Here is a 16,635-nt window from a genome sequence, read left to right on the forward strand (position 1 = left end):
TGGGGGAGTAACATGTCAATCAGGTCAGATAACCGGCATCTTTACTTACGAGTGATAGACCGGATTAAAGATGACATTAAAGAGGGCGTATACAAAGAAAAGCAGAAATTGCCTTCAGAATTTGATTTGGCAAAGGAACTTGGGGTTTCTCGAGCGACCTTGCGAGAGGCGTTGCGCATTTTAGAAGAGGAAAATGTCGTGATTCGCCGTCATGGTGTTGGTACTTTTGTAAACGCTACACCGCTCTTCTCATCTGGGATTGAGCAGCTTTACAGCATCACTGATATGATTGCGGATGCCAAAAAAGTACCAGGTACTATCTTTCTATCATCTTCGCTTACAAGTTTGACGGAAGAAGAGAAAGAGAAGTTTCGTTGTACAGAGAATGTGGAAGCGCTTGCAATAGAGCGGGTGAGAACGGCAGATGGGGAACCGGTCGTATATTGTGTTGATAAAATGCCGCATAATATCTTACCGGATTTGTCAGACTATAAAGAAGAGTCATTGCTGAGTATTATTCACAGAAAAACAAACAAACGTGTGACATATGCAGTGGCTCATATTGAACCGCTGGGCTATCATTCGAAGGTGTCACCAATTTTAGAATGTGACCCTGAGACAGCACTGCTCGTTTTAAAGCAAATGCACTATGATCAAAATGATGAGCCTATTTTGTATTCTGTAAACTATTTCAGAGCTGATAAATTCAGCTTCCACGTACTACGAAAACGGATGTAATGTCCCTCATCCTTTTGAGGAGGTGACACCTTTCAGAAGGGACAGTAAGTAGCAAGAGATACAAAAACTGCAACAGCATATTATGGAGGGGTTCTAGTATGAAGAAAAAAGCAGGTCTTTTATTATCCTTAACATTGGCAGCAAGCACGGTATTAGGTGCTTGCGGAACAGACAAGGCAGAAGAAAAAGGCGGCGACAAAAAAGCGTCTAACTTTAAAGTAGGTATGGTTACTGATACTGGCGGTGTTAATGACAAATCGTTTAACCAATCAGCTTGGGAAGGTTTAACTAAATTTGGTAAAGAGAACGGCTTGAAAGAAAACGAAGGCTATCGTTACTTGCAGTCCGAAAAAGAATCTGACTACTTGAACAATCTAAACAAATTTAGCGAAGCAAAATTTAACCTCACTTTTGGTATCGGCTTTTTAATGGCAGATGCAATTGGTAAGGCTGCTGATCAAGCGAAAGATAGTCAGTTTGCAATCGTTGATATGGTTGTAGACAAGCCAAACGTGACAAGCATCGTATTCAAAGAGAACGAAGGTTCTTTCCTTGTAGGCGCGGTAGCTGCTATGACGACAAAGTCCAATAAAATTGGCTTTATCGGCGGCGTAGAGAGCGATTTGATTAAAAAGTTCCAATACGGCTTCATCGCGGGTGCAAAAGCAGTAAATCCGAATATTGAGGTTGTATCTCAATATGCAGGTGATTTTAACAACATTGCAAAAGGTACACAATTGGCTTCTACAATGTATGGACAAGGTGTTGATGTAATCTACCATGCTGCGGGCGGTACAGGAAACGGTGTGTTCACTGAAGCGAAAAACCGCAAGAAAAAAGGCGAGAAGGTATGGGTAATCGGTGTTGACCGTGACCAGCATCAAGAAGGTATGCCTGAAAATGTTACATTAACTTCCATGGTTAAACGTGTAGACGTTGCAGTTGAAGAGGTTGCTAAAGAAGCAAAAGAAGGTACGCTTAAAGGCGGCGCTATTAAAGAATTTGGTTTAAAAGACAAAGGTATTGATATTGCAGAAACAACTGAAAATGTGAGCAAAGAAGCATTGGCTAAAGTAGAAGAGTTCAAAAAGCAAATCCTTGAAGGTAATTTAAAAGTTCCTGCAACTGAAGCAGAATATAAAACATATGAAGCTTCTCTGAAAAAATAGGACACAGAGGAATAGCAAAGGTTAGTTCTTGGAACTAACCTTTGTATGTATAGGGGGTTAATTCATGGAATATGTAATCGAGATGAACCATATTACAAAGGTTTTCCCTGGCATCAAAGCAAATGACGATATTACCCTACAAGTAAAGAAGGGTGAAATCCATGCATTGCTTGGGGAAAACGGTGCCGGAAAATCGACACTAATGAACATCCTTTTCGGTTTATACCAGCCGGAAGAGGGTGAAATCAAAATTAAAGGTCAAGCTGTTAAAATTACAAGTCCTAATGTTGCAAATGATTTAGGAATCGGTATGGTGCATCAGCACTTTATGCTGGTACACAATTTTACTGTTACAGAAAATATTATTTTAGGAAATGAGCCGAAAAAGGGCGGCAAAATTAACATTGAAGACGCGGCAGCTGAAATTAAGAAACTGTCTGAGCAATATGGACTGGCGGTAGATCCATATGCAAAAATTGAGGATATTTCTGTAGGGATGCAACAACGTGTTGAAATTTTGAAAACATTGTACCGCGGCGCTGAAATCTTAATTTTCGATGAACCAACAGCTGTATTGACACCTCAAGAGATCCATGAGCTTATGAACATTATGAAGCGTCTTGTACAAGAAGGTAAGTCCATTGTTCTCATCACACATAAATTAAAAGAAATCATGGAAGTGTGTGATCGTTGTACAATTATTCGTAAAGGTAAAGGTATTGGAACAGTTGAGATTCAGAACTCTAGTGAGCAGGAATTAGCAGAATTAATGGTAGGAAGAGAAGTTAATTTTAAGACTGAAAAGTCAGACGCCCAACCACAACAGGATGTATTAAAAATTTCTAATTTGGTTGTACATGATGCCCGCAATTTACCTGCTGTAAAAGGCCTTGACTTAACTGTTCGTGCAGGAGAAATTGTCGGAGTTGCAGGGGTAGATGGTAACGGTCAAAGTGAACTGATTGAAGCAATCACAGGGTTACGAAAAGTTGAGTCAGGTTCTATTACATTAAATCAAAAAGATGTTACGAACTGGCCTACGCGCCGTATTACAGAAGAAGGGGTCGGACATATTCCCCAGGACCGCCATAAGCATGGATTGGTTCTAGACTTTTCTATTGGCGATAATATGGTGCTTCAAACCTATTATAAAGAACCAATTTCTAGAAATGGTATATTAAATTTCGGTAAAGTATACGAAAAAGCAAAAGCATTAATTGAGCAATTTGATGTGCGCACACCAAGTGAACATACGCCTGCACGTGCGCTATCCGGTGGAAACCAGCAAAAAGCGATTATCGCTCGCGAAGTGGACCGTAATCCGGATTTGTTAATTGCAGCACAACCTACACGTGGTCTGGATGTAGGCGCAATCGAGTTTATTCATAAAAAGCTTGTTGAGCAACGTGATAAAGGAAAGGCGGTTTTACTTTTATCACTTGAATTGGATGAAATTTTAAATGTAAGTGATCGTATTGCTGTTATTTACGAAGGGCGCATTGTAGGTATTGTGAATGCAAAAGAAACAAACGAGCAAGAGTTAGGCCTGTTGATGGCGGGCGGAACGCAAGGGGAGAAGGTGGAGAACCATGCATAAAGGATTTTTATCATCACGCACAATTAATATATTGGTTCCTGTATTATCAGCATTATTTGGTCTTCTAATGGGAGCAATTGTTATGCTTGTGAGTGGCTATGACCCAGTTGTAGGATATACGGCCCTTATTGAAGGTATGTTCGGTAACCCACGTGCTGTCGGAGAAACAATTCGTACGATGCTACCTCTTGTGTTAGCCGGTTTGTCTGTTGCATTTGCTTTCCGTACGGGGTTATTTAATATTGGAGTAGAAGGTCAATTGCTTGTTGGTTGGCTTGCTGCAGTATGGGTTGGTTATGCTTTTGAACTACCGAAAGTTATTCATTTACCATTGTCTATCCTAGTTGCTGCAGTAGCCGGAGGATTGTGGGGTTTTGTTCCTGGTTACTTAAAAGGCAAGTTTAAAGTAAATGAAGTTATTGTAACGATTATGATGAACTACGTAGCATTGTATGTGACGTATGACTTAATTAAACGTTTCCTACATGCTGGAAATGAAAAAACATATGATGTAAAAGCAAGTGCTTCTCTTGCATCACCATGGTTATCATCCATTACAGATGGCTCTCGCTTACACTGGGGAATTATCATCGTAGCGCTTGCTGCAATTGTGATGTGGTTTTTATTAGACCGTACGACTATGGGGTATGAATTAAAAGCAGTAGGATACAATCAGCATGCTTCTCATTATGCTGGTATGCAAGTGTCTCGTAACGTTATTCTTTCTATGACAATTGCTGGTGCGTTCGCCGGAATTGCCGGTTCTATGGAAGCTTTAGGTACATTCCAGTACATGACGGCAATGACAGCCTTTACGGGGGTTGGATTTGACGGAATTGCGGTTGCACTTCTTGGCATGAACAATCCATTCGGTATTATTTTATCAGCATTATTATTCGGTGGATTAAAGAGCGCAGCTCCACAAATGAACTTCACAGCAAACGTGCCGTCTGAACTAATCAACGTTATTGTTGCGTGTATTATTTTCTTTGTCGCGTGTAGCTACGTAATTCGTTGGGCTTTAAATCGCTTTAGCAAGGAGGGCAAATAAATGAGCTTCTTGGATATTCTCGCTATTATCATACAAGGAACGTTGTATACAGCAGCCCCTCTTATTTTCACGGCTTTAGGCGGTGTATTTAGTGAAAGATCCGGTGTTGTAAATATTGCACTGGAAGGTTTAATGCTGTTTGGTGCGTTTATTGGGATTGTAACAACATTATTAATGTCTGATACGTGGGGCGCTGCTACGCCTTGGATTTCACTTGTAATTGCGGCTGTGGGTTGTGGTTTGTTTGCATTGCTTCATGCAGTTGCTTCTATTACTTTTAAAGCTGATCAAGTTGTTAGTGGCGTGGCAATTAACTTCTTGGCGCTTGGATTAACAGTATTTGCTATTAAAAAGATATTTGGAAAAGGACAAACGGACGTAATTCAATATCGTGTTGATAAAATGGATATACCTGTTCTTTCTGATATTCCGGTAATTGGAAAGTTGTTCTTTACGTCAATTCCATTAACATCATATATTGCCATTGCTATGGTATTTTTAGTATGGTATATCATCTATAAAACGCCATTTGGTCTACGTCTTCGTGCGGTGGGAGAGCATCCGATGGCGGCAGATACAATGGGTATCAACGTATATAAAATGCGTTACACTGCCGTTGTTATTTCTGGTATGTTTGCGGGTCTTGGTGGTGCAGTGTTCGCAACATCTATTTCTAACAACTTTTCAGGTGGTACAATTGCAGGCCAAGGCTTCCTTGCGCTGGCAGCTATGATTTTTGGTAAATGGCATCCGATTGGTGCACTCGGAGCAGCATTGTTCTTCGGGTTTGCACAGTCTCTGGGAGTAACAGGTGGTACACTGCCACTGCTACAAAATATTCCACCAGTAATTTTAATTATTCTTCCCTATGTGTTAACCATTTTTGCGCTGGTAGGTTTTGTAGGACGCTCTGAAGCTCCTAAAGCATTAGGTGCACCGTACGAAAAAGGAAAACGCTAAAAACTCGCACTTTGTGCGAGTTTTTTCTTTTTTCACATATACTAAAAATACGTTAGAAATTTGCCAAGTTCATGCAAGGAAATGTATATTGAAGAAGAATATGTATATAAGGAGGAGTAAGATGGAACAGCAAACACAAATAGCTGGTTTACGTGTACATACAGTTGCTACTACGAAATACAAAACGAATACACTTGTACTGCGAATGAAGGCCCCCTTATCGGAGGAAACAGTTACACAGCGTGCCTTATTGCCATATGTATTACAAAGTGGTACAAAAACGTTTCCAACCGTGAAGCTCATTAGACAGCATCTTGAAGATTTATATGGTGCTTCTTTAGGAGTAGATGTCAGTAAAAAGGGTGAATATCACATTATTTCTTTTTATATGGACGTTGCAAACGAAGTGTATTTACAAGATGCCCCTCTTCTTCTAGAAAAGGCGATTGAAATGCTAGCTGAATTAATTTTACACCCGATAACGGAAGGTGACGTGTTTGTCCCATCCATTGTTGAAAGTGAAAAGCGGTCTTTATTACAGCGTTTGGAATCCGTGTATGATGATAAAATGCGTTATGCGAATGATCGATTGCTAGAGGAAATGTGTCAAAATGAGGTATATCGATTTAACGCAAACGGTATAAAAGAAAAAATTGCCGAGATTACACCGGCTTCTTTATTTTCGTATTATCAGCAAGTGTTGAGAGAGGACTGCTTAGATTTGTATGTGATTGGTGATGTTAATGAATCTGTGACAACTTTAATTCAAAAATATTTCACACTACCTGCACAACGAAAGCAGCATTGTAGAGTTACTATATCACCTTCTAAACAAGTATCAGAACGAGAAGTAATTGAGAAGCAGGATTTAAAACAAAGCAAATTGCATATAGGCTATCGTACCCATGTTACATATAAAGATAAAGACTACTTCCCGCTTCAAGTATTCAACGGTCTATTTGGAGGATTCTCTCACTCTAAACTATTTATCAATGTGCGGGAAAAAAATAGCCTTGCATATTACGCCGCATCTCGTTATGAAAGCCATAAAGGACTTTTGTTTGTTATGTCAGGCATTGAAGCTAAAAATTATCAAAAAGCTGTTTCCATTATCAATGAGCAACTAGAAGCAATGCGAAACGGAGATTTTACAGAGCAAGAACTGCAGCAAACCAAAGCAGTAATTAATAATCAAATTCTTGAAACGATTGATACACCGAGGGGACTAGTTGAAATGCTATACCATAATGTTGTAGCGGATTACGAACGCCCAATTGCCAAATGGGAGGAAGCAATTCATAATGTAACAAAAGAGGAAGTAATTGCAGTAGCAAAAAAGATAGAGATTGACACGGTTTACTTGCTGCAAGGGGAGGATGTGTAAGGTGGAGAAAATTTCATTTGAACAACTTAAAGAAGAATTATTTTACGAAAAGCTACCAAATGGCTTAGATGTATATATTCTGCCAAAGCAAGGATTTAATAAAACGTTTGCTACATTTACAACAAAATACGGTTCCATTGATAACGTGTTTGTTCCAATAGATGGAACAGAAAAGGTACAAGTGCCGGACGGCATTGCGCATTTTTTAGAGCACAAGTTATTTGAAAAAGAAGACCATGATGCATTTCAGCTTTTCAGCAAACAAGGTGCTTCATCGAATGCCTTTACATCGTTTACAAGAACAGCCTACTTATTTTCGTGTACATCAAATGTTGATGTCAACTTAAATACATTGCTGGATTTTGTGCAAGCACCATATTTTACGGAAGAAACTGTAGAAAAAGAAAAGGGTATTATCGGACAGGAAATTCAAATGTATCAAGACAATGCAGACTGGCGCTTGTATTTTGGATTAATTGATGCTTTGTATCAAAAACATCCTGTTAAAATAGACATAGCAGGTACAATCGACTCTATAAGCAAAATTACAAAAGATTCTTTATATGAATGCTATCACACATTTTATCACCCAAGTAATATGTTGTTATTTGTTGTTGGTCCGGTCGATGTAGAAGATACAATGGAGTTGGTACGCCGTAATCAAGCTGCTAAGAAATATGAAGATCAACCCCCAATTCAACGTTTTTTTGAGAGTGAACCTGAAGAAGTAAATGAAAAGAAAAAAGTTATTCCCATGACTGTACAAACGCCTAAATGTTTGGTAGGTTTAAAAGCGAAGAAGTCAAATAAAACAGGTCGAGCTTTATTAAAGCAAGAAATTACGTTGACGCTCTTAATGGATTGTTTATTCGGTAAAGGTTCTAATAATTATGAGGACCTTTATAATAATGGTTTAATTGACGATACATTTTCTTATGATTATACAGAAGAGAGTAACTTTGGTTTTGCAATGGTGGGAGGCGATACAAAGTATCCTAATGAATTGGCTGAAAAGCTAACATCCATTCTATTGCACACAGATTATAATAGCTTATCGGAACAGACGCTCGAACGGGCAAAGAAAAAGAAAATAGGCGGCTTTTTACGTTCTTTAAATTCTCCGGAATATATCGCAAATCAATTTACACGTTATGCGTTTAACGAATCAAGTTTATTTGATGCGTTAGCAGTTTTGGAGGAAATTTCAAGTTCGGATCTAAAGCAAGCTGCCAAGGAATTTGTTGATGAAAAAAGATTGAGTGTTTGTCAGGTCGTACCTAAGGCATAAGCATCCATTACGGATGCTTTTTACATGTAAGGAGGCATATATGAAGTACGCACTTATTACAGGGGCAAGTGGAGGAATCGGAGGAGCAATTGCCAGACAGCTAGCTGCTGAAGGATATCAACTATATCTACATTACCATACAGGAAAAGAAAAAGCGGAGAAACTATTACAGGAATTGGGGCAGGGGCATATCTTAATTAACGGTGATTTATCGCACCCAGATGGTGCAAAGCACATACAATTGCAATTGCACCATCCACTAGATATCATTGTATACGCGGCTGGTAAAAGCGTATTTGGATTGGTTCAAGATATTTCAAACAATGAATTAGATGCGATGGTGCGCATGCAGGTTACCAATTTATATCAGTTGGTGACAATTTTATTACCTGATATGATTTCTAAAAAACAAGGGCAAATTATTGTTATCTCTTCCATTTGGGGACAGGTAGGAGCTTCTTGTGAAGTACTGTATTCTACTGTCAAAGGAGCGCAAAATACATTTGTAAAAGCATTAGCCAAAGAGGTTGCACCCAGTGGGATACGAGTAAACGCAGTTGCTCCAGGTGCTATAGAAACCGAGATGCTACATATATTTTCCGAAGATGAAAAAAATGAAATTGCCGAGGAAATACCAATGGGCCGCCTAGGGCAAGCAGAAGAGGTAGCGAATGTGGTTTCATTTTTATTGTCTCCTAAGGCTTCTTATATCACAGGGCAGATTATCGCTGTAAATGGTGGATGGTATTAATACATAATATCGGTTAGAAATGTGCATAGTAGTATTGAATCTATTTGAAAGGTGAGGTGTTACCTGTGTCTGTATTAGATAATTTTGACCAATGGAAATCATTTTTGGGTGAGCGTTTGGATCAAGCCGAAGGTAAAGGATTAGATCATAATTATGTATCTGAAATGGCTTATCGAATTGGCGATTATTTAGCAAACGAAGTAGAGCCGCGCAACGATGAAGAACGCGTGTTGGCCGAACTTTGGAAAGTGGCGGATGAGCAAGAGCAGCATACTATTGCGAATCTAATGATTAAGCTTGTACAGCATCAACGTTAAAAGAGGGGGGGAGCCTCCTCTTTTCTTTGTTTTGAACACAAAAATGATAATGCTTACATGAATAATGCTTTGTATTTGGAATATCGGATTTGTAATTTCACTTTTCTATTCAGGAAAAATCATATAAGATAGTAGATAGTTAGTAGGCAAGGGGAGTGTTTGAGATGATCGAATGGTACTTTGAGTATGAGATACATAAGAATCGACCCGGCTTGCTTGGCGATGTCTCTTCGCTAATCGGGATGCTTGGCATTAATATTGTGACAATTAATGGTGTAGATAACTCTAGACGGGGTTTATTGCTTCGAGGAGAAAACCGTGAGCAAATTGCGCGTCTTGAATCAATTCTGAATACGATGGATAATATAACGGTAACGAAGTACCGCGAACCGAAACTTAGAGATCGGTTGGCGGTGCGACATGGTAGATACATACAAAGAGATGCTGATGATAAGAAAACATTTCGATTTGTTCGTGATGAATTAGGATTATTGGTTGATTTTATGGCTGAGTTAATGAAAAAGGAGGGGCATAAATTAATTGGCATACGTGGCATGCCGCGAGTCGGCAAAACGGAATCCATTGTAGCAGCAAGCGTTTGCGCAAACAAAAGATGGCTTTTTGTATCTTCTACATTAATCAAGCAAACGATTCGAAGTCAACTTATTCAAGATGAATATAGCGAAAATAACATTTTTATTTTAGATGGCATTGTCTCAACAAAGCGAGCAAACGAAAGACATTGGCAGCTTGTACGAGAGATTATGCGCATCCCAGCAACAAAAGTGGTGGAGCACCCAGATATCTTTGTAGCCCAGTCTGAATATACATTGGACGACTTTGATTACATTATTGAGTTACGTAACGACGATGATGAAGAGATTACATATCATTTGGTGGATGATATTGAGCTAAATACAAGGAATAATTTTTCCATGTTCGATTTTTAAGGAAGTATCGAGGTGTTTGTATTGGAACTAGGACAAAAATTACAGGAAGCCAGACAAACAAAGGGTTTGTCATTAGATGAATTGCAAGAGATTACGAAGATTCAAAAGCGATATCTCACCAGTATAGAAGAAGGAAAGTTGCATATCTTGCCGGGAGAGTTTTACGTAAGAGCGTTTATTAAGCAATATGCAGAAGCTGTTGGACTAGATGCGGAAATGTTGCTAGAAGAGCATAAGAATGAATTACCCCTCCCTCCTGCTTCACACGATATAACGCAATTGTCACGTGTTCGTAAGTCGAGGGAGGCGGTTTCTACAGCCGCTTCAAATAAGTTTATGGATTATATGCCAAAAGTATTTATCACTCTTATTGTACTTGCGGTATGTGTAGGTGTTTGGCTTGTATTTCAGGCTTTAGCGAATAAAGAGGAAAGTACAGCTATACCTGAGGTAACAAAAGCACAGGTAGAGAAAGCGGAAAATTCACCGTTAGATAAAAAAGAAGAGCCTAAAGAAGAGGTAAAGAAGGAAGAAGCTCCTGTTGCACCTCCACAGCCAGTACAAGAGCTAAAGGTAATCGAAACATCCGGTAAAATAGCTACGATGGAACTTCGCAACAATACGGCAATGATTGTTGAGTTAACAGCTAAAGGACGCGCATACATCGATATAAAAGATGGTTCAGGAAAACTGATTATAAGCAAAACGTTACAACCTGGAGAAACATTGCAACAGGATTTGTCCGCACAAGATACGATGCGCTTAAATGTTGGAAGTACACCGAATACTGACATTAAAATTAACGGTCAGGCAGTTTCGTATCCGCAAGATCCTACAAAATATTATCATCAAATTTTACTGATTAAAAATTTGCGGACAGCGCAATCTGCACAATAGTCATCGCATGCGATGACTATTTTCAATGAAATTGGTTTTGAAACAATGGAGGAGTAATCGTGAATATACCTAATAAAATCACCTTATCAAGAATTTTTTTAATTCCTTTGTTTATGCTTGTTATGTTGGTTCCGTTTGAATGGTCAAATCGTATTATAGGTCCGAATGATTTAACACTAAGTCATCTTATTGGAGCGTTAATTTTCATTTTTGCATCAGCCACAGATTGGGTAGACGGCTATTATGCACGTAAATATAATTTGGTGACTAATTTCGGGAAGTTTTTAGATCCGTTAGCCGATAAATTGCTAGTAGCCGCTGCTCTTATTATACTTGTAGAATTGCCGGAGCCCTTTCATGCTCCTTCGTGGATGGTCATTATTATCATAAGCCGTGAGTTTGCTATTACAGGGTTACGTTTAATCTTAGCAGGAACAGGAGAAGTTGTGGCCGCTAACATGCTCGGTAAAATTAAAACATGGACGCAGATTGTAGCTATCTCAGCATACCTATTACATGATGTGCCTCTTCATTGGCTACCGTTTTCTGTAGCTAATATATCTATGTGGATTGCTGTTGTCTTTACTGTGATATCCGGATGGGATTACTTTTGGAAGAATCGCGCTGTTTTTGTTAATTCCAAATAGGGGGAATGTATTGTGAACGCCGAGATTATCGCGGTTGGCACCGAATTATTATTAGGACAAATCTTAAACACAAATGCAAAGTTTCTTTCGCAAAAATTAGCATCTATTGGTGTTAATGTTTATTTCCAAACTGTTGTAGGAGATAATGCTGAACGACTTTCTTCAGCTATTGCCGTTGCACAGCAACGAGCGGATGTTTTAATTTTTACGGGGGGATTAGGACCGACCAAAGATGATTTAACAAAAGAAACTATCGCCAATGCTGCAGGAGTCAAGCTGGTATATGATGAACCAGCTATGGATGCAATTGCTGCTTATTTCACCAAAACGGGCCGAGCTTTTACAGAAAACAATAAAAAACAGGCACTTGTACTAGAAGGGGCGGTTGTTTTTCCGAACGATTTTGGTATGGCGCCCGGTATGGCATTGGCTGCAGGTGGCAAATTATATGTTTTGTTACCAGGACCGCCGAAAGAAATGATTCCTATGTATGAACGATATGTAGAACCATATCTAATCCAATTAGGATCTACAGGGAATTTGTACTCACGTGTATTACGTTTTTTTGGCATTGGGGAATCACAGCTAGAAGATGTATTACAAGATATTATTGATGCCCAAACCAATCCCACCATTGCTCCCCTTGCTGCTGAAGGAGAAGTAACGCTTCGATTGACGGCTAAGGCTACAACTGAAATAGAAGCACATGAGCTACTTAATAAAACTGAGCAGCAAATTTTAGAAAGGGTAGGGTCTTTTTTCTACGGTTATGATAATGAATCCCTGCATACTAAGGTTATTGATTTACTACAGGCAAAAGGATATACGCTTTCGTGTGCAGAAAGTTTAACTGGCGGTATGTTTGCTGCCAAGATAACAGACGTACCGGGTGTTTCCTCTTGTTTTAAAGGCGGTGTACAGTGCTATGACAGGTCTGTAAAAGAAAAGCTACTTGGTATTCCGGCTGATATGCAAGTAGTCAGTTCACAATGTGCAGGTTTACTTGCTACAAATGTCCTTACACTTTTGCAAAGTGATGTGGGCATCAGTTTTACAGGTGTGGCAGGACCAGAACCGTTAGAAAACCAAGCGCCTGGAACCGTACATATTGGTGTAGCAATCAAAGGGAAACATACAGAAACATTTTCGTTAAAGCTTGGAGGCAACAGAATTCTTGTAAGAGAAAGAGCTGTCAAATATGGTTTATACTATCTATTAAAACGACTGGAAGAGTGCTAAACTCTTCCTTTTTTCATGAATAGGGCTCTGTTAAAACCGTATTATTAATTTCCGATATAATGCTTCACTCTTTGCGGCAGTCAGTATATCTTCAGGCTAAGCTCCTAAACGGTCTCTTGTTGACTCACTTCTTTTATCAGAATTTTTACCTATCCATACCAATCAACAAGTGCTAATTATTAACACTAGGCGCTAACACTGTCTATTATAAATAAAGAGGCTCTCCTGCTTCAGGCTATGCGTTAGAAACGGAGTAAACACACTGTAAGCATATGAACTTTTGGAGTTCACGCTACTTACATGGATTGGTGAGAAAATGAGATGATGAGGAGTTCACAAGTTAGGAAAGTGTAAGTTTTATTTTGTGTTGCTTGTCTAAACATTGTTGTTAATTGGCTAAATACAGTATTCGTATTTTGATATGAAAATTTTGAAATTATATTTATAGCTAAAGTAGAGATGTAGAACAGTAAAAACTAAAATACGAATAGGTGTTCGATTTTTGTTGGCTTTTTACGGAAAAGCGGTTATAATAATGATAAGGTTAACATAAAAGGAGGAAATATAATGAGCGATCGTCAAGCAGCGCTAGAAATGGCGTTAAAACAAATAGAAAAGCAGTTCGGTAAAGGATCTATCATGAAGCTAGGAGAGCAATCTGAACGTCAGATTTCTACAGTTTCCAGTGGATCTCTAGCATTGGATGTTGCTTTAGGTGTAGGTGGTTACCCACGCGGACGAATTATTGAAACATATGGACCTGAGTCTTCTGGTAAAACTACAGTCGCTCTTCATGCAATTGCAGAGGTACAAGCACGCGGTGGGCAAGCTGCATTTATTGACGCAGAACATGCTCTTGATCCTGTGTATGCACAAAAGCTCGGTGTAAATATAGATTCTTTATTGTTATCGCAGCCCGATACAGGTGAGCAAGGGTTGGAAATTGCAGAAGCGTTGGTACGCAGCGGCGCAGTAGATATTATTGTTATTGATTCTGTAGCAGCTCTTGTTCCAAAAGCTGAAATTGAAGGAGAAATGGGAGATTCTCATGTCGGGTTGCAAGCGCGTCTTATGTCACAAGCTCTTCGCAAGCTTTCCGGTGCAATTAATAAATCCAAAACAATTGCTATCTTCATTAATCAAATTCGTGAAAAAGTAGGTGTTATGTTCGGTAGTCCTGAGACAACACCAGGTGGCCGTGCATTAAAGTTTTATTCAACAGTGCGTTTAGAAGTACGCCGTGCCGAGCAGTTAAAACAAGGCAACGATATGGTTGGTAATAAAACAAAGATTAAGGTAGTAAAAAATAAAGTGGCACCTCCATTCCGTGTAGCGGAAGTAGATATTATGTATGGAGAGGGAATTTCTAAAGAAGGTGAAATTCTTGATATGGCAACAGAACTTGATATTGTACAAAAGAGTGGTGCATGGTATTCCTACCAAGACGAGCGTCTTGGTCAAGGTCGAGAAAATGCAAAGATCTTTTTGCGTGAAAATCCACATGTTCGAGACGATATTGCTTTAAAAGTACGTGCTCACTACGGTATTGATTCTGATGGACCTCGCACGGTTATTGAAGAAGACGAGCCAACTTTATTAGATGAATAAGATAAAAAACACCCAATTGGGTGTTTTTTATTTCAACAAAAAAGATAACTCTTATTCGATTTTATTCTAGTTAAAACTCAGCAAATAGATACCGCTCTTGACAATGGAAATATCGACCTATAAAATGAGAATGTATATTCTTTTTTTACCATTGTGTCATATCTTTCGGTTTGAAAATGTATGACATTCGAAGGGAACTTTTTGTTCCAAATTCGAAGAATTGTGTAAATAATAAAGCGAATGTAAACATGTCCCATGCACATAGTTCAAAGGGACGAGGGGGCAGTGGTGTGCATCTTAAATGCACATGCCGACAGTCTTATTTTATTAATAGCAAAAGGAGGTGAAAGTTATGAACTTAGTTGTTGCAATCATCTCCATTTTGCTTGCCACGATCGTCGGTGCCGTTGTTGGCTTTTTTGTTCGAAAATCCATCGCCGAAGCAAAGATTAACGGTGCTACCTACGCTGCTAATCAAATTCTTGAAGATGCGAAGCGCCAAGCGGAAGCATTAAAAAAGGAAGCATTGCTTGAGGCTAAGGACGAAATTCATACACTTCGTACAGAAGCAGAATCAGAAGTTCGTGATCGAAGAAGTGAGTTACAGAAACAAGAAAATCGTTTAATGCAAAAAGAGGAGAATCTTGATCGTAAGAACGAATCTTTAGAAAAGCGTGAATATGCGCTTGAGAAAAAAGAAGATTCTCTTGTTTTAAAACAACAGCAGATTGAAGAGTTGGAAAGCAAAGTAGGAGAACTGGTTCAAAAACAACAGGACGAACTAGAACGTGTTTCAGGCTTGACACGTGAAGAAGCAAAATCTATCATTCTTTCCAAAATGGAAGGCGAACTTTCACATGAGATCGCGATGATGATTAAAGAAAGTGAAGTTCGTGCAAAAGAAGAAGCGGATAAAAAAGCGAAGGAAATTTTATCCCTAGCAATTCAGCGCTGTGCAGCTGATCATGTTGCAGAAACGACTGTTTCAGTCGTAAATCTTCCAAACGATGAGATGAAAGGCCGAATTATAGGTCGAGAAGGTCGAAATATTCGAACATTAGAAACATTAACCGGTATTGATTTAATTATTGATGATACACCGGAAGCAGTTATTTTATCAGGATTTGATCCAATTCGTCGTGAAACAGCTCGTATTGCATTAGATAAACTTGTACAAGATGGACGTATTCATCCGGCTCGTATTGAAGAAATGGTTGAAAAATCCAGACGTGAAGTGGATGAGTATATCAGGGAAATTGGTGAACAAACCACATTTGAAGTCGGTGTTCATGGCTTACATCCAGATCTCATTAAAATTTTGGGTCGTTTAAAGTTCCGTACAAGTTATGGTCAAAACGTACTAAAGCACTCAATGGAAGTATCATATTTGGCGGGCTTAATGGCTGCTGAACTTGGTGAAGATGAAAAACTAGCGCGCCGAGCAGGCTTGTTGCATGATATTGGAAAAGCAATCGATCATGAAGTTGAGGGTAGTCACGTTGAAATTGGTGTGGAACTTGCTACAAAATATAAAGAACATCCTGTGGTTATTAATGCAATTGCATCCCACCATGGTGATACAGATCCAACTTCTATTATTTCTGTGCTTGTTGCTGCTGCGGATGCATTATCAGCAGCAAGACCAGGAGCAAGAAGTGAAACGTTGGAAAACTACATTCGTCGCTTAGAAAAGCTTGAGGAGATTTCTGAGTCCTATGAGGGTGTAGAGAAATCATTTGCAATTCAGGCAGGTCGTGAAGTTCGTATCTTGGTCAAACCTGATGCAATCGATGATTTAGAAGCACATCGTTTAGCCAGAGATATTCGCAAACGTATTGAAAGCGAGCTTGATTACCCAGGACATATCAAAGTTACGGTTATTCGAGAAACACGTGCTGTTGAATATGCAAAATAAAGTGGTCTCTGACCACTTTATTTTTTTATCATACATCGGTAGATCATTACACTATATGCAAAAATGTGACAGAGCTAAGTTGTCAATGGCTTGCTTACTGTATATTTGATGAAAAAGATTGAAT

15 protein-coding genes are annotated in these 16,635 nt (G+C 39.1%); all 15 read left to right on the plus strand.

What is annotated here, in order from left to right:
• Positions 1 to 12: 12 nt before the first annotated feature.
• The 15 genes from EEJ45_RS04965 to rny all read left to right on the plus strand — a co-directional run bounded on the left by EEJ45_RS04965 (position 13) and on the right by rny (position 16,511).
• Complete coding sequence (locus EEJ45_RS04965) at positions 13 to 738, plus strand: GntR family transcriptional regulator (protein WP_124563692.1); 726 nt, start codon at positions 13 to 15, stop codon at positions 736 to 738.
• 98 nt (positions 739 to 836) lie between these two features.
• The gene (locus EEJ45_RS04970; protein WP_124563693.1) at positions 837 to 1,907 is read left to right on the plus strand and encodes a BMP family lipoprotein; all 1,071 of its coding nucleotides are present in this window, start codon (positions 837 to 839) and stop codon (positions 1,905 to 1,907) included.
• Between the two features lie 64 nt (positions 1,908 to 1,971).
• On the plus strand, positions 1,972 to 3,504 hold the full coding sequence (locus tag EEJ45_RS04975) for an ABC transporter ATP-binding protein (protein WP_124563694.1): 1,533 nt from the start codon (positions 1,972 to 1,974) through the stop codon (positions 3,502 to 3,504).
• Positions 3,497 to 4,555: an ABC transporter permease gene (locus tag EEJ45_RS04980; protein ID WP_124563695.1), complete on the plus strand. Its 1,059-nt coding sequence runs from the start codon at positions 3,497 to 3,499 to the stop codon at positions 4,553 to 4,555. The genes EEJ45_RS04975 and EEJ45_RS04980 overlap by 8 nt, the downstream gene beginning before the upstream one ends.
• Positions 4,556 to 5,515 carry an ABC transporter permease gene (locus tag EEJ45_RS04985; RefSeq protein WP_124563696.1) on the plus strand — a complete coding sequence of 320 codons (960 nt, stop codon included), beginning with the start codon at positions 4,556 to 4,558 and terminating at the stop codon, positions 5,513 to 5,515.
• A 121-nt stretch (positions 5,516 to 5,636) separates the two neighbouring features.
• Positions 5,637 to 6,899 (plus strand): EF-P 5-aminopentanol modification-associated protein YfmF, encoded by a 1,263-nt coding sequence (yfmF, locus tag EEJ45_RS04990; RefSeq protein WP_124563697.1) that lies wholly within the window; start codon positions 5,637 to 5,639, stop codon positions 6,897 to 6,899.
• 1 nt (position 6,900) lies between these two features.
• Positions 6,901 to 8,187, plus strand: coding sequence for an EF-P 5-aminopentanol modification-associated protein YfmH (yfmH, locus tag EEJ45_RS04995; protein WP_124563698.1), 1,287 nt, complete (start codon positions 6,901 to 6,903; stop codon positions 8,185 to 8,187).
• A gap of 40 nt (positions 8,188 to 8,227) precedes the next feature.
• The gene (ymfI, locus tag EEJ45_RS05000) at positions 8,228 to 8,938 is read left to right on the plus strand and encodes an elongation factor P 5-aminopentanone reductase (RefSeq protein ID WP_124563699.1); all 711 of its coding nucleotides are present in this window, start codon (positions 8,228 to 8,230) and stop codon (positions 8,936 to 8,938) included.
• A gap of 65 nt (positions 8,939 to 9,003) precedes the next feature.
• A complete protein-coding gene (locus tag EEJ45_RS05005) occupies positions 9,004 to 9,255 on the plus strand; it encodes a DUF3243 domain-containing protein (protein WP_124563700.1) in 252 nt (83 codons plus the stop codon).
• Positions 9,256 to 9,419: 164 nt separating this feature from the next.
• Positions 9,420 to 10,205 carry a DUF3388 domain-containing protein gene (locus EEJ45_RS05010; protein WP_124563701.1) on the plus strand — a complete coding sequence of 262 codons (786 nt, stop codon included), beginning with the start codon at positions 9,420 to 9,422 and terminating at the stop codon, positions 10,203 to 10,205.
• Positions 10,206 to 10,217: 12 nt separating this feature from the next.
• Positions 10,218 to 11,102 (plus strand): helix-turn-helix domain-containing protein, encoded by an 885-nt coding sequence (locus EEJ45_RS05015; protein WP_124563702.1) that lies wholly within the window; start codon positions 10,218 to 10,220, stop codon positions 11,100 to 11,102.
• 59 nt (positions 11,103 to 11,161) lie between these two features.
• On the plus strand, positions 11,162 to 11,749 hold the full coding sequence (gene pgsA / locus EEJ45_RS05020; protein WP_124563703.1) for a CDP-diacylglycerol--glycerol-3-phosphate 3-phosphatidyltransferase: 588 nt from the start codon (positions 11,162 to 11,164) through the stop codon (positions 11,747 to 11,749).
• Between the two features lie 12 nt (positions 11,750 to 11,761).
• Positions 11,762 to 12,988: a competence/damage-inducible protein A gene (locus EEJ45_RS05025; RefSeq protein WP_124563704.1), complete on the plus strand. Its 1,227-nt coding sequence runs from the start codon at positions 11,762 to 11,764 to the stop codon at positions 12,986 to 12,988.
• Between the two features lie 567 nt (positions 12,989 to 13,555).
• The gene (gene recA, locus EEJ45_RS05030; RefSeq protein WP_124563705.1) at positions 13,556 to 14,596 is read left to right on the plus strand and encodes a recombinase RecA; all 1,041 of its coding nucleotides are present in this window, start codon (positions 13,556 to 13,558) and stop codon (positions 14,594 to 14,596) included.
• A 352-nt stretch (positions 14,597 to 14,948) separates the two neighbouring features.
• Positions 14,949 to 16,511, plus strand: a complete 1,563-nt coding sequence (rny, locus tag EEJ45_RS05035; protein ID WP_124563706.1) for a ribonuclease Y — start codon at positions 14,949 to 14,951, stop codon at positions 16,509 to 16,511.
• Positions 16,512 to 16,635: the final 124 nt, after the last annotated feature.

The organism is Ectobacillus antri (assembly GCF_003852715.1).
Taxonomy (GTDB): Bacteria; Bacillota; Bacilli; order Bacillales; family Bacillaceae_G; genus Ectobacillus; species Ectobacillus antri.

Bases quoted from the DNA above. Each gene is read 5' to 3' on its own strand.
- ymfI (WP_124563699.1), top strand. From the start codon at position 8,228: ATGAAGTACGCACTTATTACAGGGGCAAGTGGAGGAATCGGAGGAGCA.
- rny (WP_124563706.1), top strand. From the start codon at position 14,949: ATGAACTTAGTTGTTGCAATCATCTCCATTTTGCTTGCCACGATCGTC.
- EEJ45_RS05010 (WP_124563701.1), top strand. From the start codon at position 9,420: ATGATCGAATGGTACTTTGAGTATGAGATACATAAGAATCGACCCGGC.
- EEJ45_RS04985 (WP_124563696.1), top strand. From the start codon at position 4,556: ATGAGCTTCTTGGATATTCTCGCTATTATCATACAAGGAACGTTGTAT.
- yfmF (WP_124563697.1), top strand. From the start codon at position 5,637: ATGGAACAGCAAACACAAATAGCTGGTTTACGTGTACATACAGTTGCT.
- recA (WP_124563705.1), top strand. From the start codon at position 13,556: ATGAGCGATCGTCAAGCAGCGCTAGAAATGGCGTTAAAACAAATAGAA.
- EEJ45_RS04980 (WP_124563695.1), top strand. From the start codon at position 3,497: ATGCATAAAGGATTTTTATCATCACGCACAATTAATATATTGGTTCCT.
- EEJ45_RS04970 (WP_124563693.1), top strand. From the start codon at position 837: ATGAAGAAAAAAGCAGGTCTTTTATTATCCTTAACATTGGCAGCAAGC.
- EEJ45_RS04975 (WP_124563694.1), top strand. From the start codon at position 1,972: ATGGAATATGTAATCGAGATGAACCATATTACAAAGGTTTTCCCTGGC.
- EEJ45_RS04965 (WP_124563692.1), top strand. From the start codon at position 13: ATGTCAATCAGGTCAGATAACCGGCATCTTTACTTACGAGTGATAGAC.